The sequence below is a fragment of the Leminorella richardii genome (assembly GCF_900478135.1).
GTDB classification, from domain to species: domain Bacteria; phylum Pseudomonadota; class Gammaproteobacteria; order Enterobacterales; family Enterobacteriaceae; genus Leminorella; species Leminorella richardii.
The window spans coordinates 2,844,063-2,861,961 of the sequence record NZ_LS483470.1 but is presented as its reverse complement, the minus strand read 5'-3'; the positions used below and the strand labels follow the sequence as shown (position 1 = coordinate 2,861,961).

Below are 17,899 nucleotides of genomic sequence, written 5' to 3'. Positions count from 1 at the left end.
AATCCTCGTTGTTTCAGTCGCGCGGCTATTCCGTTGCCTGCTGCGTAGCCGGCTGGCGCTGCTGTGCGCGTTTCATATTGTTAAAGAGCAAAAAGGTAAACAGAATGACCAGGCAGGAGGCGCTCAGCCCCATGAGCCACATGTTGTTGTAGACCTCAGCGGGCGGCAGGGTGTCTTGCCAGTAGCCGACGACGGGATAGACGAAAACGTCGGGCAGAAAGCCGATAACCGAACAGATGCCGACAGTGGTTCCCATAATGTACTGCGGCGTGCGTGCCTCGCCGATGCAGGCGAAGTAGAGTCCGCGCGACGCATAGCAGGCAAAGGCCATAAGCAGAATAAGACCGATTCCCACCGCGACAGAGCCCGGATTACGGTTTGTCACCAGCAGAACGCCCAGCGTAACCACGCTGATGACGGCGAGAAACTGAATAACGCGAGTCGGAGATTTAAAGCGGCTATAGGTTGTGATAAGGCCGCCGATAGGGCCGCACATGGCGCGAAAGATCTTGTTGATGACGATGCCCATATAGCTGGCTGCGACCAGCGTCATGCCGTACATTTCAGTCAGATAGTTGGTCGAGTAGCTAAGGATGGCGTAGATGGTATAGACGCCAAAGATGATCATACTGCAATACCAGGTCGTGCTGATTTTCAGCACTGAGAGGATATCGCTGAGCTTGAAGCCGTTTTTTCTTTTGACGCACCGCTTTCTTCACGGGAAGTATAGCCGTCGCTAACGAAGAACCAGCAGAGTACGCCGAGGAAAATGTAAACGCCGCTGTAAATTAAAATCACAGTCTTCAGGCTGTTGGGATCCTCCGGCATGAAGAGAGAGAAGATCCACATGGTAAACACCGCTAACAGCATAACGCCGACGCCGCGCAGCCCCTCCATCCAACCCATGATCTTTCCCTGTTCTTCATGGTTGCCCAGAAGCGAGGCGGCCTTGATGGAAACGGACCACAGCAGCAGGATGGTCGTGATGGCGAAGGCGACCTGAATAAAGATCATGACCCAAAAGGGTGGATAGACGGACATCAAAAGCCCCAGTAGCCCGGTGGCAATCATAGCGAACGTCATGGTTTTTCTGTGGGAAAGTTTGTCGGCAATAACGCCGCTGGGCGCGTAAAGAACGATAGCCGCAATGCCGAAGGTGCTCATGATGAGGCCGATTTCGGTATTGCTAAAACCCATAAATTTAGCCATGGGGATCTGATAGATATATCTCAGGTAGGCCAGATCGAAGCTGACCCCTCCGCTGATGCTGATGATGGCGAGCGTGATCCAACGGCGCATAGGGTGACTGTGCATGTGGTGGTCCCTGTCGTTGTTTGTTGATTTTTGGGCAAAAAAAAAGAGAAAAGTAAGCTTCCCGCCGGAGGGCAGGAAGTTACTTTTCTCATCATCTCTAGTAACTCATTTATTAATAGCATGCCGCTGTTAACATTTTCCGTGAGAATTATCACAAATCCTATTTGATAAAATGAGAATTAATTTTATTTATTTGATATTTAAATAAATATTTAAATGTGCATAGAATACTTGCCGCTCGGGGACGTTAATAATAGGTAAAAAAAACGTCAAAGCAGATTCTGTGAGAGATATCACGGAATACAAGACGACGGATGTGTTACTAATTTTAATAGTTACTAGAGATCATGAGAAAAGTAACTTCCTGCCCTCCGGCGGGAAGCTTACTTTTCTCTTTTTTTTTGCCTTTTTGTCAGGAATTCAAAGGAGTTAGATCATGTCATTGAGTGCGTTAGACGAGTTTTCATTAGACTTTTTTTCACTAAAAGGAAAAACGGCGATCGTGACCGGCGGCAACAGCGGACTGGGTCAGGCGTTTGCGACAGCGCTGGCAAAAGCGGGCGCAAACCTGTTTATTCCAAGCTTTATCGCGGATAACGAAGCAACGCGTGAACTGATTGAAAAGCAGGGCGTGAAAGTGGAATTCATGCAGGTAGACATCACCGAAAAGGGCGCGCCGGCAAGAGTTATTCGCCAGTGCCTGGATACGATGGGTTCCGTTGATATTCTGGTCAACAACGCCGGCATCTGTAAGCTCAACAAGGTGTTGGACTTCGGGCGGGAAGACTGGGATCCGATGATCGACATCAACCTGACCGCTGCCTTTGAGCTGAGCTATGAAGCGGCGAAAGTGATGATCCCGCAGCGCAGCGGCAAGATCATCAACATCTGCTCGCTGTTTTCCTATCTGGGCGGACAGTGGTCACCAGCCTACTCTGCCACCAAGCACGCGCTGGCGGGCTTTACTAAAGCCTACTGCGACGAACTGGGCCAGTACAACATTCAGGTCAACGGCATTGCGCCCGGCTACTATGCGACCGAAATCACGACGCAGACGCGTAAAAACCCTGAAACCAACAAGCGCGTGCTCGACCACATTCCCGCTAACCGCTGGGGTGAAACCCAGGATCTGATGGGCGCCGCCGTTTATCTTGCAAGCCGGGCCTCCGACTACGTAAACGGCCATCTGCTGGTCGTCGACGGTGGCTATCTGGTGCGCTAACCGATTTGTTCTTTAACGCAGCGGTATGAAAAAAAGACGTACTGCCTGTATCAATAGTCGTAAGGAATCGTTATGTCGTTAAAAAGAGAAGTGATTGTTGAGAAGTTGAAAGAGATCGTGGGTGCGGAACGCGTGATCACGGATGAAAAAGTGCTGCAGAAAAACAGCGTTGACCGCTTCAGGAAATATGCGGATATCCACGGCGTTTTCACGCTGCCTCTGCCGGCGGCGGTCGTCAAGCTGGCGGACACTCAACAGGTCGCTGACGTGCTAGCGTTCTGTAATCAGCACGGCATTAACTGCGTGCCGCGTACCGGCGCTTCGGCGACGGAAGGCGGACTGGAAACCGTCGTGGAAAATTCCGTCGTGCTGGACGGTTCCGGCATTAACAAGGTGCTCAGCATCGATCCTGAGAATATGCAGGCGACAGCGCAGTGCGGCGTGGCGCTGGAAGTGTTGGAAAACCAGCTCCGGGCGCAGGGCTATACCACTGGCCATTCGCCGCAGTCTAAGCCTTTGGCGCAGATGGGCGGCCTAGTGGCAACCCGCAGCATCGGCCAGTTCTCAACGCTTTACGGCGCGATTGAAGACATGGTAGTAGGGCTGGAAGCCGTATTCCCTAACGGTGAAATCACCCGCATTAAAAACGTACCGCGCCGCGCGGCTGGCCCAGATATTCGCCACGTGATTATCGGAAACGAAGGCGCGCTGTGCTTCATTACTGAAGTGACGGTGAAAATCTTCAAGTTTATGCCGGAGAATAACCTGTTCTACGGCTACGTTTTGGACAACATGAAGACAGGCTTTAACATCCTTCGCGACGTCATGGTTGAAGGCTATCGTCCGTCCATCGCGCGCCTGTACGACGCGGAGGACGGCACGCAGCACTTTACCCATTTTGCCGACGGTAAGTGCGTGCTGATCTTTATGGCAGAAGGGGCAAAAGGGATCGCTGAGGCGACGGGAAAGGGCATCGAAGAGATTGTCGCTAAGTACCCCGAGTGCAAAAAAGTCGACAGTAAGCTTATTGAAAACTGGTTTAACAACCTGAACTGGGGGCCGGAAAAAGTGGCGGCTGAGAGAGTCCAGATCGCCAAAACCCATAACATGGGCTTTACCACGGAGGTTTCTGGCGACTGGAGCGTTATCAATAAGATTTATGAGAACGTGATCCACCGTATTCGCACTGAATTCCCGCACGCGGACGATATCACTATGCTGGGCGGACACTCTTCCCACAGCTATATCAACGGCACCAACATGTACTTTGTCTACGACTACAACGTCGTGGACTGTAAGCCAGAAGAGGAGATAGACAAGTACCATAATCCGCTCAACAAGATCATCGTCGAAGAGACGATCAAACAGGGCGGCTCAATGGTTCACCATCACGGCATCGGCAAACACCGCGTGCACTGGACCAAGGATGAGCACGGCTCTGCCTACTACATCCTTAAGGCGCTTAAGCAGGTTTATGACCCGAAAGGGATCATGAACGCTGGCACGATTTACCCTATTGAATAATGATGCGCTTCCCGCGTTCTGCCAAAAGCAGAACGCGGGCTTTTATTCATTTTTTGGACGTCAGTATGTCGTTATTGCTGAATGAGGAATCCACGATGTTGACTACACAGCGCACTCAGCAAGTACGGATGGACGATATCCCGCTAAACCGCTTTCACATCAAGATTGCCGGCCTGACGTTTGGCGCACACCTGACGGATGGCTACGCGCTTGGCGTTATTGGCTTTGCGCTGACGCAAATTAAGCCTCTGATGGGGCTAACGCCCTTTTGGGAAGGTATGATCGGCAGTTCGGCTCTGTTTGGCCTGTTTCTGGGCAGCCTGCTTTTAGGGTGGGTGTCTGACTATATTGGTCGTCAGAGAATTTTCAACTTCAGCTTTGTTATCATTTTTCTGGCCTCGTTTTTACAGTTTTTTGCCAATACGCCGGAGCAGCTGTTTTTCCTGCGCGTGCTGGTGGGCATTGGCCTCGGCGGCGACTATTCCGTTGGCCACACGCTGCTGGCCGAGTTTTCGCCTAGAAAACACCGTGGTCTGCTTTTAGGCTCATTCAGCGTGGTTTGGACTCTGGGCTACGTGTCGGCCAGCTTTATGGGACATTGGCTCGTCAATGCTGACGGCGAGGCGTGGCGCTGGCTGCTGGCTTCAGTTTCAGCACCTGCGCTGCTGATTATGCTTCTGCGCCGAGGGACGCCGGAGTCCCCGCGATGGCTGATGCGAAAAGGGCGTATCGAAGAGGCTCACGACGTGGTCAGGCGAGCCTTCGGCCCTCATGTCGTACTTAACGACGAAATTCCCGTTGAAACGTCCCATCATATTAAAACGCTGTTTTCTGAACGCTACTGGCGCAGAACGGCGTTTAACAGCATTTTTTTCGTCTGCCTGGTCATTCCCTATTTTGCCATTTACACCTATTTGCCGTCGGTGCTGGCGGCCATCGGCCTCGAGGAGAATTTCAGCACCGATCTGCTGCTCAACGGGCTGTTGATGATTGGAGCCCTGATAGGCATTTGGCTGACTCTGTGCTGCTCCCGCCGCAGCTTTCTGCTTTCCTCGTTTTTGGTGCTGGCGATAAGCCTGACCGGATTGGCGTTTATCCCATCTGCGCAGGCGGGCAGCCTGCTGGTGCTGTTTGCCATTTTTACGCTGACTATCTCCGCCGTCAGCAATCTGGTCGGCGTCTTTCCCGCCGAAAGCTTCCCTACCGACATTCGCTCACTCGGCGTTGGTTTCGCCACGTCCATGAGCCGGTTTGGATCGGCGATTGCTACTGGGCTATTGCCGCTGTCCACGCTGTCTTTCGGCATTCAGGGAACGATGCTTATTTTAGTCGCCGTGCTGCTCGTTGGGCTGGTGGTCTCCTTCCTGTGGGCACCAGAAACGAAAGACTTAACGCTGGTGGGCGCCTCCACGGTGAAAAACGATTTAGGGCAGGAGATGAGGTAAATGAAATCGCTAAACGTTACGCTGGGATTTCGGGCGTCTGCCGATTTAGCTGCGCTGGCCGAAAAGGACTGGCAGCCGGACGCCCGGCTTCGAATCGATACCCAGTATGTGCCAAGCATGCTCAACTGCTTTGATGAAAGTGCAGCGGAGCTGATGCTGAGGTTAAGAGATAGCGCTGAGGTGCAGAACGTCGAGCTGGCGCTCTGCGCATTGACGATAGACGACGGTCGGGCGGATCGCCATCTTAAGAATCTCGGCGCGCTGGGCTTTGGGGAAATGGTCAGAATCGACGCTTTGCCTGAGGGGATCGACCTGCGATTTAATCCTCAGGCAGCGGCAAAGATGGTGGCCGCTTGGCATGGGCATAGCCCGCAGCGCCTGATCGTTATGGGTATGGAGAGCGGCGACGGCGTTGATTTTCAAACAGCTCTGTGTCTTGCCGAAGCGCTCGGCTGGCCCTGTGTGACGCAGGTCAGCGACGTCTCCCTTCGGCCAGAGGCCAGCGGGGAAGTGAATGAGATAGTCGTTATTCGACGGGCCGAGGCGTGGAGCAAACTTTAACGCTGAGCCTGCCTGCGGTGCTGGCAGTGGGGAATTCGTCCGTCGCCAGCGCGCTGAGGGTACCGACGCTTAAGCAAAAGCTGGCGGCAGGCAAGATGCCGATCGTTCATTTAACGCCGCAGACGCTTGGCGTAGAAGATACGCTGCGTGAGGATGGCGTACAGCTTACTGCGCTGAATCGCCAGCTAAGTCGGCGGGCGGGATTAATTATTGAGGGCGCGACGCCTCGGGAAAAGGCCTCCGCGCTGTATCAGAACTACCTGAAAGAGAGGATGGGCTGATGAAAATTTCACTGGTTATGGACGCCGCTTCGCCCACTTTTATGCAGCAGGCCTGTGAGCTTGACGGATTTTTACAGCGCAGCAATATAGGAGCTGTAGAGGTGCGCCTGTGCCTGTTTTATCACGCGTCTATTCCAGAAAAACTGCCGGTGCTGAGCGCGTCTTTTTCCGGCGTGTGTTGGATCCAGACGCCCGAAAATGCGCCGACGGAGACGATGATTCTGCCGCTGCTAGCCCACTGTCAGTTGGAAAACCCTGAGCTTGTTCTGTTTCCCGGGCTTACCTGGGGAGCCGAGCTGGCCGTCAGGCTGGCCTGCCGCACGGGCGGCGTTTCTGCCGCTGGGGTTCAGCGCGCAGAAGAGGATAGTGGGGAGCTTTGCGTTCAAAAGTCAACGTATGGAAACCACATGTTGGCGACGCTGGCATTGGCGCGCAGGCCGTACTGCCTGTCTGTATCCCGAGAGGGCGTAAAGGCGGCAGAGCCAGCCCTGCGTAGCGACAGCGTTCAAGCGTTTCATCTGGCGATAGAAACGCTGCCTAGTTGGCTAAAAGGCACTGAAAGTCAGCGAGCGGAAGAGGCGTCTTCGTTGGAACAGGCCTCCATGCTTCTCGCCGTAGGGCAGGGCGTCGGCAGCGCGGCGGGTGCGCAGCGGGCGGCAGAGGCTGCCGATGCGATGGGCATGGCGTTCGGCGCAAGCCGCCCGGTTGTGATGAACGCCTGGTGCGGCATGTCTCAGCTGCTTGGCATGTCCGGCGCGTTGACCGCTCCCGATCTTTGCCTAGCCGCTGGCGTTTCGGGGGCGCCCGCGTTTTCCGTCGGCATTCGCCACGCCAGATTTATTGTCGCCATCAATAGCGATCCACAGGCGGCTATCTTTTCTCAGGCCGACGTTGGGATTGTCGATGACATGCTCCCGGTGCTTGAAGCGCTGGTTGAGTGCGTACAAAACGAATCGGCAGCGTAAAGGGCGAGACGGCTATGCGATTTATCATGGATTTACATACCCATACCGTCGCCAGCGGGCACGCCTACAGTACGCTAAAGGAAAACCTCGAGCAGGCTAGGCTGCGCGGCCTGTTAGCGATGGGTATTTCCGATCACGCCAGCGTTCCGCCCGCCCAGCCAATACCCTACTACTTGCGAAACTTTAAGGTTTTGACGCCTTACGTATTGGGCATTCGGCTGCTCAAAGGCGTTGAAGCCAACATTATTGATTTTGACGGTAACATCGACGTTGAAGGCAATGAACTGCGACGCTTGGACTATGCGATCGCAAGCCTTCACCAGCAAAACCTGACGCCGGGAAGTGAAGCGGAGAACACGCGGGCGCTTTGTGGCGCCATGAAGCATCCGATGGTAAAAATCATCGGTCACCCAAACGACGGCGTGTATCCGGTAGACTTCGCCTCTGTGGCAAAGGCAGCGGCCGAAAGCGGCGTGGCGCTGGAGCTTAATAACGCATCTTTGCGGCAAAACTCGGGAAGGGAAAGGCCAAAAGCGCTGGCGGTGGAGATGCTGAAACAGTGCGTGCGCTACGGAACCTGGGTGATTGTCGGCAGCGATAGCCACGTTTTTTACGACGTCGGCGAGTTTGGCGAGGCGGAAATTCTGCTGGAAGAGGTTGGTTTTCCTGAGGCGCAGATAGTCAATCTTGACCTGTCGCGCCTCGCCCATATCGGCATTTCTGTTTAAAGCTTAAGCTGCCAAACGCCGGTGTTGGTTGTAGAAACGGCGACGGCTCCCGCGTTCAGGGCATTGGTGGCATCTTCGCGATCGCAAACCAGCCCGCCGGCGATAATCGGAAGATTAACGCTTTCGGCAACCCACCCCAACACCTTAGGCATACAGCCGGGCAGGATTTCGATACAGTCCGGTTTGGACTGGGCAACCTGTTTGTCGATGCTGTGAAAAGAGATGGAGTCGAGTAAGAACAGCCGGTGAATGCCGTAAAATCCCTGCGCTTTAGCCGCTTTAATCATCGATGCTTTGGTACTGATAATGCCGTCAGCGTCAGTCACCAGCTTGAGAAAGTTAATGACGATTTCTTGATTTGACGTGCCGTCCAGCAGATCGACGTGAATGAAGGCAAACTTGCCCGCCTTTTTTATTTTCTGAACGATGGTGCCGATATTGCAGATATTGCCGTACAGAACGGAAATAATCTTACACTCTGACTGTAGGGCGGTATTCAGGCTTTCGGTATCTTTAACGGCGGCGATAATAGGATGCTGATTTAACAACGACAGTATGGACACTGTAAATACTCCGGGAGGTTTAATACTTTTCTATTTTGTGTGGTAAAACAAAGGGTAATACTATATCACGAATGCCGTTTTCAGTTTTGGAGGCGCTTCAAAAATATTTAACCAAACCGCATCGTAATGCCGTATCCCGCTTCGGGATAGCCCCACTGTGCCAGCGTTTCTTTGTCGCACAGCAGGCGGCAGGCACCGCACTCTAGGCAGCCGTGAAAGTCGACGCTCAGGCTGCCGTCCTCTGATTGCTGATAAAGCCTAGCGGGGCAGACAGACACTAGCACTGCTGCCGCGTGGCGATCCGGATGGTCAGCGGGATGATATGGGGGTGACCGGCGTTAACGTCGTATCGGTTCTTTGTCAGCAGGTCTTGTACTTTCACAGGCAGCGCCCTCCGCGGATCAGGTCTTTTATCAGATTCATCAGCCCTATACGACGAGCGTGCTTCCACAGGGTGGAGCGCAGCGGCAGGCCCGGCCGACTACTGATTTCGTACAGGTCGCGCATAAGATCGGCGCAGGCCTTAGGGTACTGAGTAAACAGGCGGGGCGTTTCTAACAGCATGTCCGGCAGTCTCTGATAGCGTTTAAGCAGAGCCCAGAGCCCGACAGTTTCCAGATTTTCCTGATATTTTCCTAGGGAAGCGGTGCTGAAATCGCTCCGATGGCGGGCGTCAATAAGCGTTTGAGCGGCGGCCTGTGCAGAGAGTATGGCCAGATCCATTCCCCGCACGGTATGCCCGCAGTTTAGGCACAGCCTCGCCGCGTCGCCGACGACGACGTAGCCTGCGCCAGACAGCGCGGGCAGACTGTTTAAACCGCCTTCCGGGATGAGTCTTGCGCCGTACTCAACGACTTCAGCGCCCTTCAGCAGCGGGTTTAGCGAAGGATGCGCCTTCAGGTTTTCTAAAAGCGCCAGCGGGCCCTCATTGTCTCCGTCAAATTGCGCGAGCGGACAGACAACGCCGAAGGAGAGGGTATCTCTATTTGTGTACAGAAAGCCGCCGCCCGGCTGCCCCTTTGTCGCAGCGCCCGCCAGCATCCAGGCCGCTCCTTCTCCCTGCCTCAGGGCAAAGCGCGCTTCGATTTCGTCAGAGGGAAGAGCCAGCGTCTGCTTGACGCCGATAGCCATCGTGTCGGGCGCTGGCTTGCTGATTAAGCCGTGCCGCTCGCCCAAGAGCGTATTGGCGCCCTCGGCCAGAACCACTGCGCTTGCGTACAGGCGGTCTTCCCCAATCGTGACACCCTTAACGACACCCTGTTCAACGATGAGTCCGTCTACCTGAACGCCGGTCAGGCACTGGGCGCCGGCCTGCTCTGCCTGCGCCATTAGCCAAGGGTCGAATCGAGCCCTCAGCACGCTGTAGGAGGTGGCGTCAGCAGCAAAGGGAGGATGCTGATAGTCAAGGGTAACCGCGCTGTCCTGCGTCAGCATCGAGAGCTTTTCGCGGGTGATTTGCCGCTCCAGCGGCGCGCTTTGGGCAAAGTCGGGAATAAGCGACGCCAGGCTGTAGGCATAAAGCCTGCCGCCGCTGAGGTTCTTGGAACCGGCGACGGCGCCCCTTTCCAGCAGCAGAACGCTTATTCCCGCGCGGGCAAGCTGCAAGGCGCAGCTACTGCCTGCGATGCCTCCGCCGATGACAATGACGTCAAACTCGTTCTCATGCATCTATCAATGCGCCTATACCGCAAATTTTTTACAGTATATCATTGGTTTTATTGATATTGTATCGAGTATAACGTTTTTCGAAACGTTCAGTATCTCTCAGGCTTTTATCAGCCTGAGAGATTAGGGAGGGATTAATACAGTATAACGGTCTTGCCGATGCTCTTTCCTTCACTCTGCTTTTGGTGCGCCAGCTCCACGTTTTCGACACTTAGCCCGTGAAGCGTTGTGCTCAGGCTTCCTTTTAATTTGCCTTCATCAATCAGGGCTGCAACACGTTGTAATATGCGCCCTTGTTCCGCCATGTCCGGTGTCTGATACATACTGCGGGTAAACATCAGCTCCCAGTGCAGGGCGACGCCCTTTGATCGAATCAGAGACTGTTCCAGCGGGGCGTGGCTTTCTACGATAGAGCAGATGTGGCCGAAGGGGGCAATAACGTCGCTGATGACGTCCCAATAGGCATCGGTATCGTTTAAGCAGAAAATATAGTCCACCTGCTTGATGCCGTGGCTAAGCAGGTTCTGTTTCAAATCGCGATAGTCAACTGTCAGCGAAGCGCCGCGATCCATACACCACTGAGCAGATTCAGGGCGTGAAGCGGTCGCTACGATGCGCACTTTGCTTTTAAGGGCCGCCAGCGGAATAGCCAGCGAGCCGACGCCTCCCGCACCGCCGATAATCAATAGGGTTTTGTCTTCCCCGGCGTCCTGAATTTTCAGATGTTCAAACAGGCCTTCCCAAGCGGTAAGGGCCGTCAGCGGAATGGCTGCGGACTCTGCCCAGCCAAGAGAGGCTGGCTTACGAGAAACCAGACGAGCATCAATAAGCTGATGAGTCGCATTACAGCCGGGTTTCGTGATATCACCTGCGTACCAAACTTCATCACCAATAGAGAAGCCTTGAACCTGTGCGCCTACGGCAACGACTGTACCGGCAGCGTCCCAGCCGAGTACGCGCGGTTGCGCTAGACCGTTCTTTATCAGGCCGGCACGAACTTTAGTATCAACCGGGTTCATGGCGATGGCTTTGATTTCAACTAACAGATCCTGAGGGCCAGGAGAGAGTTCAGGCTGGCTTAGACGGATAAACTGCTGTGGATGTTGGGGATCGACAGCAATGGCAAATGAGGTCATGGCATAATTCCTTGATGTAATAACAATGTTTTTCAGTCTATCCGCCGGGGGAGGGCGTGATAAGATGGATTTTTTAAAACAGACTGTTCGTAGATAGAGAACAATTATGTTTAAACAACTACAGGATATGGCGCTGTTTACCGTTGTGGTTGAGGCGGGTAGCTTTACCGTAGCGGCCAAGCGTGTGGGGTTACCCAAGTCCAGCGTAAGCCAGCGCATTAGCCACTTGGAGCAGCAGCTAGGGCTGCGCCTGTTGATGAGAACCACTCGTCAACTGAGCCTGACCTTTGCCGGAGAACGTTATTTGATTCACTGCCGGGAAATGCTGCAGGCGGCAGAGCGGGCAGAGCGATCCTTGGAGGAGCTGAAGGCTTCTGTCAGCGGTAGGCTTCGGATCACTGCGCCTGCGGGGCTGGCGGTGACACTGCTGGCGCCTATCGTGACGGATTTTCAGGAACAGTATCCGGAAGTCTCTATTGAGGTTTACGTTTCCGACACCGTTACCGATCTGGTCGCCGCGGGGTTTGATATTGGTATTCGCACCGGAAAGCCGCGTGATTCTAGCCTGATAGGGCGTTTTTTAGGCCACTATCCTAGACGGCTGGTGGCTTCTGAAGGCTACCTGTCACAGAGGGACGAGATTATCCATCCGTCGCAGCTGGCTAGCTACTCGTGTATTACCCACCGCGCGTGGTCGGAGTGTACGTTGCGAAAGGGGAAGTCTGTTTTTCACTGGTCAGCCTCTTCTCGCCATATTACCGACAATCTGCTGTATGCCCGGCAGTGTGCGATTTCCGGCGGCGGTATTGCCCTTCTGCCCGCGTTTCTGGCGACAGACGGAATAGAGCAGGGGCTGCTGGTTCCCGTACTGGAAGACTGGCAGGCAGAAAGTAACGAGCTGTATTTGGTATACCCGGAACGCAAGCTCAACACCTCTGCTCAGGAGCGCCTGATTGAGACAGTCATGCGGCATCCTTTGGTGGCGGCGCATTCAACAAAGCGGTGATCAACTATGCGGTGAATTAGCGCTCGGCGATGGCGCGCAGAGCGTCTGATTCAATGACAGTTAGCGCGTCGGGGGAAGATGAAAACGCCTGTAGCCAGAGCGTTCTGGCAACGTCGCTTGCCTGAATCGACTTCCATTTTCCGGGAAAATAGTGAAAGATCGGCGCGGCTATCTGCTCGGTTTTCCTCGGCTCTTGGCGTTCGCCAATAAGCATTGAGGGGCGGGCAATGCTCAAGTGGGGCCAACCTTGTGCTATCAGCTGCTGCTCCATTTCCCCTTTGGTACGGTTATAGAAAAACCACGAGCTGGCGCTGGCGCCAAGGGCACTAACTACCAGATAATGTGTGGCTCCAAGTCTGAGAGCGATATCTCCGCCGTAGATCGGCAGGGTGACGTCTGCGTAGTAAAACGCTTCTTTACTGCCTGCCGTTTTTTGCGTTGTGCCCAGACAACAGAAGGCAATGTCTATCGGTGATGTTAGCGTATTCAAAGCCTGCTTCAAGTCACTATTATTCGGGTTTTCAACCTTCTCTCCTAGGCCAGCCAGCGGGCGTCGAGTGGGCGCATAGATTCGGCTGACGTTTGGATCTGCAACAAGCAGCTTTAGCAGGTGGCTACCGACCAGCCCGGTTGCCCCTAAAAGCAATACGTTTATAGGCATATAAAGGCCTCTTTAAATAGAGAGTTGCGTATCATTATTGTGGCACAGCTGATTGAAAACGGCTAAAAAAAGGGAACTATATATTTAACTCCCTGTATGGGTATGAAAAAGCCCACTCTTGTGGGCTCATCATCCGGACTACTCGAAACCATAATCCCACGTAACAAACAGTCTAGTTTTCTCGAAAAGAGAAGTTGATATCGTGCCTGCCGCTCCTTCCATTTCGCCTCTAGGCAATGCCAGCAGGCTTATCGTTCCGCGGCGATCGCTCACCCAGCAGCCGTTCTGGAACTCTGCCATGCTGAATGGAGTGGTGCCGACAGAGATTTTCGCATAGCGAACGTGAGGACCTATCGCGCATCCATACCTAGTCGCGGGCTCATCGGTGAGGATGATATAAGTCATCATATTGTCCTTATCCACATCCTTATAGACCGCAATCATATCTGCGTATGACATGCTCCCAGTCTGCATTGCCAACAATGCGGATGTGATAAGTGCATTTGTTACCCATTTCTTCATGACATCTCCCCAATGTCTCCATTCCGTAGTTTTGTACTAAAATTCTCTTAGTATTTATCCATAAATGATCGACGATGATATTAGCCTCTACAATGGATACTGGAGGCATTTATGTCTGTTTTTTCCACACGATTGAAACAAGCAAGGCGGGCAGCTGGAATTTCCCAAGAATGGCTGGGCATCTTGGTCGGCATCGACGAGATGTCCGCCAGCGCACGAATGAATCAATATGAGCGCGGCAAGCACGAGCCGGATTTTGCGACCATTGAGCGCCTGGCTTACGTTTTGAAAGTTCCTGCGAGCTTCTTCTTTGCGGCTGGTGATGAAGAGGCGGAACTGCTGCGAGCATTCCATCCTCTTGACCAAACCAGCAAAGAAGCTGTTTTACGTTGCGCTCAAACCCAAGAGCGCCGGGATTAGTTTTCTGCTGGACCTTTGGTAGTCACCGTTGTGGCTACTTCCGCCAGGTTGTTGACGGTAGCCAGCAACTCAAAGGCAGTATCAGCCCACGTTTCCCCGCTCTCCCGTTCTTCGGCGGCATTGACAACCCCAGCAAGCAGCAAGCCGCTAAAAGCTATTGATGTAATGATCCTCTTCATACTGCTGTCTCCTTAAATAGCTATTCAATATCGATGTTTTGATTGCTTTAACGCGCAGCAATACTAAGGTTTTCTTAGTTTTTGATCAATAATGATGATGCGATTTATTGACGTTTGTCATGCAATTGGAATTTGTGAGGTCGTGACGGAAGCATTGATTGATCAATTAAAAAAGAGACGCCTTCATGTACAAACTTACTCTTCCGCGCATAGGACCAGAGCTCGATGCCGCAATATGCCGAAAGGTGTTTGGCATGCCGGAGTGGAAAAAAGCTGTTCTTCGGAAGATAAGGCTATTACCAAGATATTCGATGAAATGGGATAAGGCGTTACAGGTAACCAATTTCTTCTATGAAATGGACGCCAGCGACCCGCGTCTCAAGCGATATAATCAGTATATGGCAGGGTTTGGACCGACTAGGAAGGGTATTGCTGGGAACGTTATTGTCTGGTCGTGCCCCAGCAACGTTTGTCAGGCTGCGATTTACGCTCTTAGTATTTTCAAATAGACGATTAGGATGAGGAATATTATGCAGACAGCACTATGCAACACAGTAAAAGTTATTAATAGCGGAAGAACACGAATCTCCAACCTTTCTGATAACGTGCAAGAGATCGTGTTTCATGTTCATGGCCCAGACGGAAAGTCGATTGATATTCAACAGCTTGACTTCAATAGAGCCATTAATGAGATGACGAGCGAACTGGTTGCAACGGGCTCCAGCACGATCAGTTGTCATTTCGATATAAGTGAAGGTTGGCTTATAGTTGATTATCAGACAAATCAAGCATTGGACAAAGATGAACAACTTCGTGTGAAGAACATCGTTTCGCGTTGCTGCAATATCTTTCGATGAAATAAAGTTCTTCGGACTTATCACCTACGCCACTTAGAAAGTCATATACAAAAATTATGTCCGCTTTTGCCGTCATCGCACGGTTACAATCGATTGTGCGTTTTCTAGTTATGCTCACGTAATATCCTCATACGATTTCTTCAAAAATAGGCATACTTAGCATTTTATCAAATTTGAATAACTCAATCTACAACCGAAAGCTCTCCCTAATACTGCATCTACCCGTTCCATTGTCTTATACTTCACGTTCCCCTGATTCAGGCGGAACGTGAACTCGTCTATATACCGCTGTAGGTGCTTGCCGCTGAAGAAGTGGTACGTGCCGTAGAATCCGCGCTTCAACAGCGCCCACACGCTCTCAATGCTGTTCGTGCTTGCCATCCCATCAACGAACTCTTTCGCCGAGTGATTGACCGGATGGTGGCTGTATTCCGGCATTCCCTTGTACGATGCGTGCTCATCGGTGCAGAGCACGGAACCAGGCGCGACTACCGCCTTCACGGCTGCCTGAATAGCCTTCGCGCTCGTGCTGCTCAGAACCATGGCTCTCACAGCTCCACCACGCTCTATCATGCCAATGACGGGGATCTTGCCGACAGTTCCGCGGCCCGCGTTCAGCTTCTTGCTTGCATGCTTGTTGGTCTCTTTGCCGCCAATGTAGGTCTCATCGACCTCGACGATTCCTGACAGGAATCCGTTCTGGCCATCATCATTCTTGCCGAATGCCGACCGGATCCTCTGCAGCAGGAACCACGCCGACTTTTGCGTTATCCCGAGCTCCTTCGACAGCTGGAGCGATGAGATACCTTTTCTGGCGGTGACGACCTGATAGATAGCAAAGAGCCACTTGTGCAGCGGTATGTGCGATCGCTCGAATATCGTTCCGGTTCTGACAGTGAAGTCCAGCGGGCACGCAAGGCAGCGATAGTAGCCCTCAATCTTCCGCTTCTGAATACGATGGACGGAGCCGCATTTGGGACAGCGGGGATGGTCTCCCCAGCGTTTGCTCTCGATATAGGCTCTGGCTGATTTCTCGTCAGGAAATTTCTGAATAAACTGAAAGACGCTTATAGTAATTGAACACATAATGAAATTAGGTAGTCATGTATATAATTCCCTAAAAAAATGCCCCTGACAGGCAGGGGCATAAATGAAAATTGCGGTAGAGTTCGCTTATTTAGCGATTCTTTTGTACTTAATACGGTGTGGCTCAAGGGCATCGGCGCCCAGAGTGCGCTTCTTCCACTCTTCGTACTCGGTAAAGTTACCTTCGAAGAACTCCACCTTGCCTTCGTCAACGTAGTCCAGAATATGCGTTGCGATGCGGTCAAGGAACCAGCGGTCGTGCGAGATAACCATTGCGCAGCCTGGGAACTCCAGCAGGGCGTTCTCCAGCGCGCGCAGGGTTTCTATGTCAAGGTCGTTGGTTGGTTCGTCGAGCAGCAGCATGTTGCCGCCGACCTGCAGCAGCTTGGCTAAATGCAGGCGCCCGCGCTCACCGCCGGACAGCTCACCAACGCGCTTGCCCTGATCGGTACCTTTGAAGTTGAAGCGGCCAACGTAGGCTCGGCTCGGCAGTTCAACGTTGCCGATCTTCATGATGTCCAGACCGCCGGAAACCTCTTCCCACACCGTTTTTTTGTCGTCCATCGCATCGCGGAACTGGTCGACGGAGGCAAGTTTTACCGTCTCGCCTAGCGTGATGCTGCCGGAGTCCGGCTGCTCAGCGCCGTTAATCATGCGAAATAGCGTAGATTTACCCGCACCGTTCGGGCCGATAATGCCGACGATAGCGCCTTTAGGGATAGAGAACGACAGATCGTCGATAAGCACGCGGTCGCCGTAGGACTTGGTCAGGTTCTGCACTTCCAGTACCTTGTCGCCGAGGCGAGGCCCTGGTGGAATAAACAGCTCACTGGTTTCGTTACGCTTTTGATACTCGACGCTGTTGAGTTCTTCAAAGCGGGCTAAACGAGCCTTGCCTTTAGCCTGACGGCCCTTGGCGCCTTGACGAACCCACTCCAGCTCTTTCTCAATAGACTTGCGGCGTGCGGCTTCAGCAGAGGCTTCCTGCGCCAGGCGCTGGTCTTTTTGTTCAAGCCAAGAAGAGTAGTTGCCTTCCCACGGAATGCCTTCGCCGCGGTCAAGCTCAAGGATCCAGCCGGCGACGTTGTCGAGGAAGTAGCGGTCGTGGGTAATAGCGACCACAGTGCCTTCGTAGTCGTGCAGGAAGCGCTCCAGCCAGGCGACGGATTCGGCGTCCAAGTGGTTGGTTGGCTCGTCGAGCAGCAGCATGTCCGGCTTTTCCAGCAGCAGACGGCACAGCGCAACGCGGCGGCGTTCACCGCCTGAAAGGTGTTCGATTTTGGCATCCCAAGCGGGGAGACGCAGCGCGTCGGCAGCGCGCTCTAGCTGGTTGTCTAGATTGTGGCCGTCGTGAGACTGAATGATGGCTTCCATTTCAGCCTGCTGCTTGGCCAGTTTGTCGAAGTCAGCGTCCTCTTCGGCGTAGGCGGCGTAGATTTCATCTAGGCGGGTCAGGGCGTTTTTTACTTCGCTAACCGCTTCTTCAACCGCCTCGCGTACGGTCTGCTCCGGATTCAGCTTCGGCTCCTGCGGCAGGTAGCCGATCTTGATGCCGGGCTGCGGGCGTGCTTCGCCTTCAATATCGGTATCGATACCCGCCATAATGCGCAGCAGGGTAGATTTACCCGCGCCGTTCAGGCCAAGCACGCCGATTTTTGCGCCGGGGAAGAAGCTTAAAGAGATATTTTTCAGAATGTGCCGCTTGGGAGGAACAACCTTTCCAACGCGGTGCATGGTATAGACGTATTGTGCCATAGCCTTATG

General features: G+C 53.2%; 19 protein-coding genes and 1 pseudogene. 10 read left to right on the top strand and 10 right to left on the bottom strand.

Features of this window, described 5'->3' with window-relative positions; translation table 11 throughout:
- Window positions 1–25: 25 nt before the first annotated feature.
- A pseudogene (locus tag DQM29_RS13175) lies at window positions 26–1,314 on the bottom strand (MFS transporter).
- Window positions 1,315–1,750: 436 nt separating this feature from the next.
- Between DQM29_RS13175 and DQM29_RS13170 the strand changes: the two are divergent.
- From DQM29_RS13170 to DQM29_RS13140, 7 genes are all read left to right on the top strand, one after another.
- On the top strand, window positions 1,751–2,536 hold the full coding sequence (locus DQM29_RS13170) for an SDR family oxidoreductase (RefSeq protein WP_111741116.1): 786 nt from the start codon (window positions 1,751–1,753) through the stop codon (window positions 2,534–2,536).
- A gap of 72 nt (window positions 2,537–2,608) precedes the next feature.
- On the top strand, window positions 2,609–4,060 hold the full coding sequence (locus tag DQM29_RS13165; protein WP_111741115.1) for an FAD-binding oxidoreductase: 1,452 nt from the start codon (window positions 2,609–2,611) through the stop codon (window positions 4,058–4,060).
- Window positions 4,061–4,155: 95 nt separating this feature from the next.
- Window positions 4,156–5,505 (top strand): MFS transporter, encoded by a 1,350-nt coding sequence (locus DQM29_RS13160; protein ID WP_415270869.1) that lies wholly within the window; start codon window positions 4,156–4,158, stop codon window positions 5,503–5,505.
- Complete coding sequence (locus DQM29_RS13155; RefSeq protein WP_111741114.1) at window positions 5,506–6,066, top strand: adenine nucleotide alpha hydrolase family protein; 561 nt, start codon at window positions 5,506–5,508, stop codon at window positions 6,064–6,066.
- On the top strand, window positions 6,051–6,347 hold the full coding sequence (locus tag DQM29_RS13150; RefSeq protein ID WP_111741113.1) for a hypothetical protein: 297 nt from the start codon (window positions 6,051–6,053) through the stop codon (window positions 6,345–6,347). Before DQM29_RS13155 ends, DQM29_RS13150 begins: the two co-directional genes overlap by 16 nt.
- On the top strand, window positions 6,347–7,312 hold the full coding sequence (locus tag DQM29_RS13145; protein WP_111741112.1) for an electron transfer flavoprotein subunit alpha/FixB family protein: 966 nt from the start codon (window positions 6,347–6,349) through the stop codon (window positions 7,310–7,312). The genes DQM29_RS13150 and DQM29_RS13145 overlap by 1 nt, the downstream gene beginning before the upstream one ends.
- Window positions 7,285–8,040 carry a phosphatase gene (locus DQM29_RS13140; protein WP_197708829.1) on the top strand — a complete coding sequence of 252 codons (756 nt, stop codon included), beginning with the start codon at window positions 7,285–7,287 and terminating at the stop codon, window positions 8,038–8,040. The genes DQM29_RS13145 and DQM29_RS13140 overlap by 28 nt, the downstream gene beginning before the upstream one ends.
- Here DQM29_RS13140 and DQM29_RS13135 read toward each other — a convergent pair.
- The 4 genes from DQM29_RS13135 to DQM29_RS13120 all read right to left on the bottom strand — a co-directional run bounded on the left by DQM29_RS13135 (window position 8,037) and on the right by DQM29_RS13120 (window position 11,404).
- Window positions 8,037–8,603: a glycerol-3-phosphate responsive antiterminator gene (locus DQM29_RS13135; protein ID WP_111741110.1), complete on the bottom strand. Its 567-nt coding sequence runs from the start codon at window positions 8,601–8,603 to the stop codon at window positions 8,037–8,039. The two genes, DQM29_RS13140 and DQM29_RS13135, sit on opposite strands and share 4 nt — an antisense overlap.
- Before the next feature lie 107 nt (window positions 8,604–8,710).
- Window positions 8,711–8,881, bottom strand: a complete 171-nt coding sequence (locus tag DQM29_RS13130) for a ferredoxin family protein (RefSeq protein ID WP_197708828.1) — start codon at window positions 8,879–8,881, stop codon at window positions 8,711–8,713.
- Between the two features lie 100 nt (window positions 8,882–8,981).
- On the bottom strand, window positions 8,982–10,271 hold the full coding sequence (locus DQM29_RS13125) for an FAD-dependent oxidoreductase (RefSeq protein WP_111741109.1): 1,290 nt from the start codon (window positions 10,269–10,271) through the stop codon (window positions 8,982–8,984).
- Between the two features lie 131 nt (window positions 10,272–10,402).
- Window positions 10,403–11,404 carry a zinc-binding alcohol dehydrogenase family protein gene (locus DQM29_RS13120; RefSeq protein ID WP_111741108.1) on the bottom strand — a complete coding sequence of 334 codons (1,002 nt, stop codon included), beginning with the start codon at window positions 11,402–11,404 and terminating at the stop codon, window positions 10,403–10,405.
- Between the two features lie 106 nt (window positions 11,405–11,510).
- On the opposite strand from DQM29_RS13120, the gene DQM29_RS13115 reads away from it, so the two are divergent.
- Entirely contained in the window at window positions 11,511–12,410 is a 900-nt protein-coding gene (locus DQM29_RS13115; protein WP_111741107.1) for a LysR family transcriptional regulator, read from the top strand.
- Between the two features lie 16 nt (window positions 12,411–12,426).
- On the opposite strand, the gene DQM29_RS13110 is transcribed toward DQM29_RS13115, so the two are convergent.
- Both DQM29_RS13110 and DQM29_RS13105 read right to left on the bottom strand, forming a co-directional pair.
- Window positions 12,427–13,071: a Rossmann-fold NAD(P)-binding domain-containing protein gene (locus DQM29_RS13110; protein WP_111741106.1), complete on the bottom strand. Its 645-nt coding sequence runs from the start codon at window positions 13,069–13,071 to the stop codon at window positions 12,427–12,429.
- 138 nt (window positions 13,072–13,209) lie between these two features.
- Complete coding sequence (locus DQM29_RS13105) at window positions 13,210–13,593, bottom strand: hypothetical protein (protein WP_111741105.1); 384 nt, start codon at window positions 13,591–13,593, stop codon at window positions 13,210–13,212.
- Between the two features lie 111 nt (window positions 13,594–13,704).
- Between DQM29_RS13105 and DQM29_RS13100 the strand changes: the two genes are divergently transcribed.
- Window positions 13,705–14,013 (top strand): helix-turn-helix domain-containing protein, encoded by a 309-nt coding sequence (locus DQM29_RS13100; protein WP_111741104.1) that lies wholly within the window; start codon window positions 13,705–13,707, stop codon window positions 14,011–14,013.
- On the opposite strand, the gene DQM29_RS13095 is transcribed toward DQM29_RS13100, so the two are convergent.
- Window positions 14,010–14,192, bottom strand: a complete 183-nt coding sequence (locus DQM29_RS13095) for a hypothetical protein (RefSeq protein WP_111741103.1) — start codon at window positions 14,190–14,192, stop codon at window positions 14,010–14,012. The two genes, DQM29_RS13100 and DQM29_RS13095, sit on opposite strands and share 4 nt — an antisense overlap.
- A gap of 530 nt (window positions 14,193–14,722) precedes the next feature.
- Here DQM29_RS13095 and DQM29_RS13085 point away from each other — a divergent pair.
- Window positions 14,723–15,049 carry a hypothetical protein gene (locus DQM29_RS13085; RefSeq protein WP_111741101.1) on the top strand — a complete coding sequence of 109 codons (327 nt, stop codon included), beginning with the start codon at window positions 14,723–14,725 and terminating at the stop codon, window positions 15,047–15,049.
- Between the two features lie 156 nt (window positions 15,050–15,205).
- On the opposite strand, the gene DQM29_RS13080 is transcribed toward DQM29_RS13085, so the two are convergent.
- Together DQM29_RS13080 and ettA are read right to left on the bottom strand one after the other, a co-directional pair.
- Window positions 15,206–16,135 carry an IS1595 family transposase gene (locus DQM29_RS13080; RefSeq protein WP_415270868.1) on the bottom strand — a complete coding sequence of 310 codons (930 nt, stop codon included), beginning with the start codon at window positions 16,133–16,135 and terminating at the stop codon, window positions 15,206–15,208.
- A gap of 87 nt (window positions 16,136–16,222) precedes the next feature.
- The gene (ettA, locus tag DQM29_RS13075) at window positions 16,223–17,890 is read right to left on the bottom strand and encodes an energy-dependent translational throttle protein EttA (RefSeq protein WP_111741099.1); all 1,668 of its coding nucleotides are present in this window, start codon (window positions 17,888–17,890) and stop codon (window positions 16,223–16,225) included.
- Window positions 17,891–17,899: the final 9 nt, after the last annotated feature.